7 protein-coding genes are annotated in these 7,687 nt (G+C 40.3%); 1 reads left to right on the forward strand and 6 read right to left on the reverse strand.

Annotation, left to right across the window (positions count from 1 at the left end):
• The first annotated feature begins 105 nt into the window (after positions 1–105).
• Positions 106–633 (forward strand): N-acetylmuramoyl-L-alanine amidase, encoded by a 528-nt coding sequence (locus QVP67_RS10295; RefSeq protein WP_022163481.1) that lies wholly within the window; start codon positions 106–108, stop codon positions 631–633.
• A gap of 73 nt (positions 634–706) precedes the next feature.
• On the opposite strand, the gene QVP67_RS10300 is transcribed toward QVP67_RS10295, so the two are convergent.
• From QVP67_RS10300 to QVP67_RS10325, 6 genes are all read right to left on the reverse strand, one after another.
• A complete protein-coding gene (locus QVP67_RS10300; protein WP_288180113.1) occupies positions 707–1,858 on the reverse strand; it encodes a glycosyltransferase in 1,152 nt (383 codons plus the stop codon).
• Between the two features lie 76 nt (positions 1,859–1,934).
• Positions 1,935–2,993: an acyltransferase family protein gene (locus QVP67_RS10305; protein ID WP_022163483.1), complete on the reverse strand. Its 1,059-nt coding sequence runs from the start codon at positions 2,991–2,993 to the stop codon at positions 1,935–1,937.
• Between the two features lie 17 nt (positions 2,994–3,010).
• Positions 3,011–4,087 carry a glycosyltransferase family 4 protein gene (locus QVP67_RS10310; RefSeq protein WP_022163484.1) on the reverse strand — a complete coding sequence of 359 codons (1,077 nt, stop codon included), beginning with the start codon at positions 4,085–4,087 and terminating at the stop codon, positions 3,011–3,013.
• Positions 4,084–5,187 carry a glycosyltransferase family 4 protein gene (locus tag QVP67_RS10315; protein ID WP_022163485.1) on the reverse strand — a complete coding sequence of 368 codons (1,104 nt, stop codon included), beginning with the start codon at positions 5,185–5,187 and terminating at the stop codon, positions 4,084–4,086. The genes QVP67_RS10310 and QVP67_RS10315 overlap by 4 nt, the downstream gene beginning before the upstream one ends.
• 15 nt (positions 5,188–5,202) lie before the next feature.
• On the reverse strand, positions 5,203–6,435 hold the full coding sequence (locus QVP67_RS10320) for a hypothetical protein (RefSeq protein WP_022163486.1): 1,233 nt from the start codon (positions 6,433–6,435) through the stop codon (positions 5,203–5,205).
• Positions 6,425–7,651, reverse strand: a complete 1,227-nt coding sequence (locus QVP67_RS10325) for a glycosyltransferase family 4 protein (RefSeq protein WP_288180111.1) — start codon at positions 7,649–7,651, stop codon at positions 6,425–6,427. The genes QVP67_RS10320 and QVP67_RS10325 overlap by 11 nt, the downstream gene beginning before the upstream one ends.
• Positions 7,652–7,687 lie beyond the last annotated feature (36 nt).

Raw genomic sequence — 7,687 nt, forward strand, 5'->3', positions numbered from 1 at the left:
TAACCTTTTACCGTTTATCATCCCCCAACTATCATTTTACCCCCATCTCCTTTTCCCCTCTCCTTGGGAGAGGGGCCAGGGGTGAGGCCTTAAATTTTTGCCATTATGATCCAAGAAACCTTCCCCCTAACCATTGCCGGTGAAGAAATACCGGACGAACGCAGCCTTCTGACCCAGGTAGAGAACGGTCTGCTGATGGACTCCATCGACTCTGTACGCTACATCATTCTGCACTGTTCCGCCACCCGTTGCAACCGCGAGTATCCGGTAGAACAGCTTTTGCGCGATCACAAAGCCCGTGGCTTTCGCACCATCGGTTATCATTTCTACATCCGTCGGGACGGCAGCATCAACCAGCATCGCCGCCTGTTGGAAGTCGGTGCCCATTGCCGTCCTTTCAATCGCTGCTCCATCGGTGTCTGTTACGAAGGCGGTCTGGATGCAGACGGCCACCCCGCCGACACGCGTACCCCCGAACAGACCGAACAGCTGATTCTTCTTTTCCTGAAACTACGGAAGCTCTTTCCACATGCCCGTCTGGTGGGCCACAGAGACCTGCCCGGCGTCACTCCCAAAGCCTGTCCCTGCCTGGATACGAGGGCGGTGTTCGGATACTTGGAGAATGAAAAATGAATAATGAATAATTAAAAACGACGGTGTCTGCGGGCGTTTCACCACGGAGGGTACAGAGGCGCACAGAGAATAATTACTTTAAACCATCATCCCCCCCGCATGGCACTCCCCTCTCTTTCGGAGAGGGGCCGGGGGTGAGGCCCTCATACATCCTCACCATTTCCTCTGCCACCTTTTTAGAAGAATACTGTGTTTCCACTAAACAGCGGCCGTTACGTCCCATCTGTTCCAGTTCCTTTTCCGATACATCCAGGAACTCGTTCAATGCATGAATAGTCGGTTCGGTTCCTATCTCTGTCCACCAGCCACAATGCCAGGTATTCAGTTCTTCCCAAGGAGTACCGGTTGTTGTTATCACCGGCGTTCCGCAAGCCAAGGCTTCCGCCACTACGATACCGAAATTCTCGGAATACGTAGGCAATACAAACAAATCTGCCTCCCGAAACAATTCCCATTTCCGGTCACCATAAACACCTCCACAGAAATCCACCATATCCTGAATCCCCAATTGGAGGGCCTTTTGTCGAAGCTGTCCGATGTATTCCGCTTCCCCTTCGCCCGCAATACGGACGGTATATCCCCCGAACCGCTCCTTCAAAGCCGCTACAGCTTCCAGTAAAAACTCAATACCCTTTTTCACATGGATTCTGGACAGGAACAGAATCTGTTTTTTCCGTTCCCAACCAGCTTTCATATCAATCTGCTCTACATCAATGCCATTGGCAATTACCGTGATCCGGTTGTTATAACCCAGCTTCAGCAGATTCTGTTTTTCACTCTCCGCAGTAGCATGCAAGCGGTCAGCCTTCACCACTGCCTGTTTCTGATAGAGCCAGAGCGCCGGTACTTTCCTTGTCCAGTAATGCCGTGCCAAGATCCACGGCTCCAACATGCCGTGCGGACTAAGCACCACCTTATATCCGGCCTGTTGTGCCCACTTTTGTGTCCAAGCACTTTGCGGCATCCAGCAACAGTTCACGTGTACCATGTCTGGGTGAATGTCATCCAGCAGCTTCCGCCATGCCTTCTTCAAAGCACCATATTGCGACAAGCCTGCTGGCAACGTAACCACCCGTGCGTTCTCTATCGGCAGCGGATGTTCCGATGCTACTGTAGCGATAGTCAGGTCGCACAGCTTACCCAATTCTTTGGCAAGTAGTTGCATGTAGGCACCTACACCGCCAGAGGAGCGGTCGATGCTGGGGATGAAGTGGAGGATGCGTATCATAATCATTTTTATTATATCACAACAAATAATGCAATAAAGATAGAAAGTTTACAACTTACTAATAAAAGATATATTAACGTCCTCCCATACAAATTTCATAGATTCTCGGAAAATGTCTCTTAAAAACGATCCCAACACCTACCCAAATCAATGCAAACAACCACGGACTAGCCAAATAACTAAATGCAAAACCAAAACTGGAATGAGGAAAAGGAACCACCAACAATTTCCTTACTACATTCAACGTAGGTTCATGATACAAATAAATGAAAAAAGTAAAACTACAGAAAGTCATCCAGTGTTTATGTCTGCCAAGATCAAACGTCGCAGGTACCAGTTTATCATACAGAGTCCAAAAACTTAAGATACCTGACAGTATGATTGGAATTTGCAAATATTCCCAAATGAATACAGGAAAAATCATTTCAAGTACACAAAACAATAAAAATACGATAGGAACCCCAAACGATTTAATACCCGAAAATTTATCTAAAAAGCACGCACCTAATAAAAACCAGAATATGCCATATATTGGTAACACAGGAATGGAGAAATAGCTTAAAACAAAAAATAGCCCGCAAACAATTGCTTTCCCCATCCATTTATTCATCACATAGAACAAGGGAGACAATACCACAATCAGTATTAAATCACGTAAAAACCATAAATGAAACGCATATGGAGATCCGTTTCCTGCATCCCAAAATAAAAAATTGCCTAACTCAAGCAAAGGCTTTTCAAAGTTTTCAGAAAATCCTTTAGTATTCATAAACCCACCTACTCCGGGAATATATTCCAATGCCAAATAGGATATTGCAGGAAACAAACAGGCAATCAGATAAGGAATCAACAACGTCCGGATTCGCTTTCTTATCTTCATCCACAATTTTGCATACGCATGAGTGTCATCTTTATCTATACCTTGAAAGAACAAGTAACCACTAATAGCAAAAAACAGTGGCACAGCACAACGTCCCATCATTCCACTGATGAAGTCCTGCAACTTGAAATTGAATGTCATTCCTTGTATTTCATGAGGATAGTCGTGAAAACCGGAATGAATATATAGAACAAGGATGATGGAGAAGAAAGATAAAATGCGAAGTTTATCGCTGAGATATTGATTAATCATAAGGGATTTAAATTTTATCACAAATATTTTTCATCATCTTTCGCACGAGAAATGCAATTCACAAAATAGTTTGCTACTTGCTTTCCTTGAATCCGAACTGCACTCTCGACGCGTTTATATGTCAATAATCTGATATCCTGGATATGAGAAATTACCTTCTTCAACGATTCTTTCAAAGAACTTACATCCTTTGATTTAAAAATCAATCCATCAGTCTCATCCGCAATCAAGGCTTTGGCTCCACATCGATCGCTAACAATTACATAAAGCCCTAAAGACATTGCTTCGTTTACAACAGCTCCCCATCCATCGTGAAGAGAAGGCAGAATCAAAACATCATTCTGTTGCATGATCTCTGGAACTTCATTCATTGGTCTGATACCTAAAAAACTCGTATTGATTCTATTCTTTTGGGCTATTACCTCTAACTTCACTCTCTCTTCCCCATCTCCTACTAACGTAAAATCAATATTTGAATTATCTTTCAATGCCTCCATCACAATCTGTACGTTCTTTCTGTGAATCAGGCTTCCCACAAAGAGTAACTTAACCTTTCCCGAAGGAGGAGGTAAAATACGTTTGGAGGTTTCGGTAACATACTGAAAGGGAAAGACATCCCAACGTTTGGAAATATTTCGATAATAGCTAACAGCCAAATCCCCAAAACCAAAGATACCATCAATGCGAGATATATACCTATAATCCTGAATAAAAAAGCGTAGATAGTGCATCCACAATGGTTTATTATAAATTAAGGGAGGTTCCGTTATAATATACCGTCTTACCTGATAAGCAAGACTTAACTTAAACCAACAGAACACTTCTGTAAATGCACGAATACCTGTGAACAAACAAACCGCATCTTTCGTTTCTTTAAGAAGTTGAATAATCTGTTCATCTGTAGGCTTTAACCACAATTGAACCGAAGTATTATCCAACAAATGTGTACTATCCCAGCCCATATCTTTTCGCACAACGTAATCCGTGCGCGGAACGATAAGATGTACTCTTTCTACACGTTCATCTTTAGCGCATTCACGGATATAAGGGATTTGATGTGGACTTATGCAGTTTTGAAAAAACAGCAGATTCATTTATAACAATTTTTTATCCAAGAATCCAATTCCTTAGCCCGTATATTCCATTCATGCATAAGTGGATCAATTTTTAAGTTCCATGAATCATCATCTGCCATATTCTCAATAGTTTGTGCTAAAGACTCTTTTGAAGTTGGCTCGAAATAAACACCATTTTCTTTTAATACCTCATAAGGTTCTCCAATCTTACAAGTAATAATTGGCTTCTTATAAGGTAAATACATATACAACTTACTGGGACACCTGGCCCAATCCTGAATTGTATCATTCATAGGAGAAATGAATGCGTCTGCTAATGTAAAATATGCAGAAATATCTTCCTCTTCCACAAATCCTGGAGTATGAATAAAAGTTTGGAGTTTATTTTCTTTTATGTATTGAACAACTTTTTTATAATCAGGTCCTTTGCCTAATAACAATAAATGAAAAGACGGATGTCGTTCATGAATCAACTCAAATGCTTTTATCATCGTAAATGCTCCATAATTTTCGGCCAAACTACCTAAATAAACGAAAAACTTATCCCCATCTTCCTTTTTAATCAGATTTTCTTTTCTAACAAACTGACAGACCGATTTATTATAGGCATAAGGAAAATATAACATTGGCAATCCCTCTCGGCCTAATTTCTTTGCTAATTTTAGAAAATGGTTCTGTAGAAACTTACTAGCATTCAATAATCCAGTAGAATAAAATACCGACATTATTTCCTGTAATACAGCACGTAATCGAAACAATCCTTTTACATTCCGTATCCCGGACTGTAATTCCGAATGCTCAACCAGTTTAATACATCTATAGCGAAGTGCAACAATATTCCTAAAAACAAAAGCGCAGATATAAAGTACATCCGGCTTTATTTGTTTAATAAGTGTATTTTTCTTTTTTAATTCGCCAAATGCAGAATGATAACACATAAAATAAACTTTTGTTCTTTCATCACATTCCAGCTCTACTCTGTGACGATTCTCCTCTGTATCATCCATAATAATAGATACACTCCAACCTAAATCGGAAAGATGATTAGCTAATCCTAAAGCCCTTTTTGCCGTAGCTATGGACTTAATATCTCCTGTTGTTATAAAACAAATATGCATAAGCAAAATAATAAATTAATAAGATGATATTTGCTTCTTTTGATTCCTATCACTCAAATATAGTATCAATATTATAGCAAAAGCAATAGGCAACGTTTGTCTAAAATGAGACTGTGGTGAAAACAATGCATTCCAAAGCAAATTATACTCATGATACGCCAATACCAATAAATACTTTCGCTCACAAAATCCTAAACTAACGAAACCTTTTTTTAAGAAATAAAATACGATGTAAAGCATTGCTACAAAAGCAAAAATACCATTCATCATCCCACAGCCTACAATAACCGAATGAGAAGGTATCAAAAAATGATAACTGAGCTGATCTGGTGTGAGCCTTTCACCGTGCATCATAAACATCAAACGCTGATAATGCCCGGTCGTATCGTATGGCCAGGCTCCATGTCCCAGCCAGAACTTATCCATAAACGCCTGCCATCCTACCCACGCCTCACTTTTTCCTGTCATCAACAGTTCCAATGGATTATAAGGATTCTTACAGACCAGAAGTTGTTGGCTGTTGCCACTGGTTATTTCTCCTGCTAAAACTCTGTTTACATAGTAAACATAGAAACCGTAGCCTGTCAACAACAATAAAGCAGAAGCAACGACCAATGCTTTTTTATTGGGAATTAACTGTTTGTGTTCCATCAGATAAGCTACCATACCAGCAAATAAGGCCATTCCCCCACTACTTCTAGCCCCCAAAAGAATAAATACAATCCCTAACAAAGAAAAAAGTATAGGAAAGTTCCGATTTCTATAGATGACAGAAATAGCTAAAAATATTAATATGGTAAGCGGAGCAATGTAAAACTTAAGGTAGGTAGCTGCCTCACCAGCCAAAATATCTTCTGCACTCTGATCCTCGAAACTGGTACCAAAAATCAATTTCATGGCTATTTGCGAAAGTATAATCACCAAGATAAGACGCTTATCCTTCGTCAAATAATAAAAAAGAAAAATGAAATGCAAATAAGAAACAACTGTAATGGCCAATCCTTTTAGACTGCTTGACAATCCGTTAGAAACCAATACCTCGGAGAAAATCTGCGCTGCCAACAAAGCTGAGTAAGCCAGCGTAATGGCCTTCAGTTCTTTTGTTTTCTGCCACCGGATTTTGGCAATAATAAATGGGGTATAAACAAGCAAGAAAAGTTCACTAATTGAGATTTCTCCTACAATATTGAATTTTATTCCCCACCCCAGTTCAAAGAGGAAGATTAAAAGATAAGTCTTAATCGGCATTGTTCAATAGCGATTCATACAATTTGCAAACTTCCTTGGCATAATTATTCCAAGTGTACCGTGTCATCATTTCAGCGGCATGGCAGCCTATGTTATTACGTAACACACTATCTGCTACCACATTTATTACAGCGTCAACTATGGCTTGTTCGTCTTTAGATGGTATAAAGAAGCCCGTTTTGCCATGTTCAATAGGCAGCCCACTTTCGCGAGTTGCAATGACAGGCAATCCTGCCGCCAAAGCTTCCATACCGCTTTGGGCACAGCCTTCGCACAAAGATGGAAATACATACATATCGGCATTCTTCAAATATAGTTTTAATTCATCCTGAGGCACCATTCCTACCAACCTCACATTGGGTAAATTATATCTGTCAAGCATTTCGGTCGCCTCACCAGTTCCTCCGACAATCGTCAATTCACACGGTATATTACGACTATTCAAAATCTTGATTGCTTCTAATAAATATTCCCCTCCTTTACGGAAGCCAAAACTACCTGTAAAGAGCAGCTTAATGGTATCACCAATAGTATAATCCGTTTTAAGCCGACTAAAATCAGTACGCACCCCTAAATAGACTACCCGGATTTTTTTCTCATCATATCCTGCTTCCACAAAGGTATCTTTGACAAACTGAGAGTTCACCAGTAACAGATCAGCCTTATCGCAATCGGCAAGTACTCCCTGCCAAAAAGGATTATCTATCCCCATTGCAAACAACGCTCCATTTTTTTCAAATTCTTTCCTCAACTGCCGGTCCATAAATAGCGGATGGGCAATGCTATGGTCTACTATCACTTTCATGCCATTGGCTTTAGCTCTTTCTATGGCCCCCCCCATTCCAGAACCACTCCTCACATGAAAGATATCTGCATCTTTCAGGTATTTGCAGCTTAATCTGCCATATAAAACCGCAGCTTTTACATTGGCTAATTTATCTTTTAGTGCCCGACTACGAAAATGTGAATAGAATTCCGGCATCCCTATTCCGATATTCTTTCCTTTTAAGCACACAGGCGTGCGCTTCTTCATCGTTTTCGTAAGTTTATACCCCACAATTTTATTCAATATAAGTAAAATCCAACGATTCCACCATTCAGGAATCCAGCCTTGAATTACCTTTATATCTACGAAATCTGAAAGTGCTTCTGCACTTTTAATCAGATGCAAGGGACCAAATGTGGACAATATGACTTTAATTTGTTGATGACTCATACTTAACAATACTTCGGTAAATTTTTACCGATAAAT

Origin of the sequence: Bacteroides sp. CAG:633, assembly GCF_000435115.1 — a bacterium.
Classification (GTDB): domain Bacteria; phylum Bacteroidota; class Bacteroidia; order Bacteroidales; family Bacteroidaceae; genus Bacteroides; species Bacteroides ndongoniae.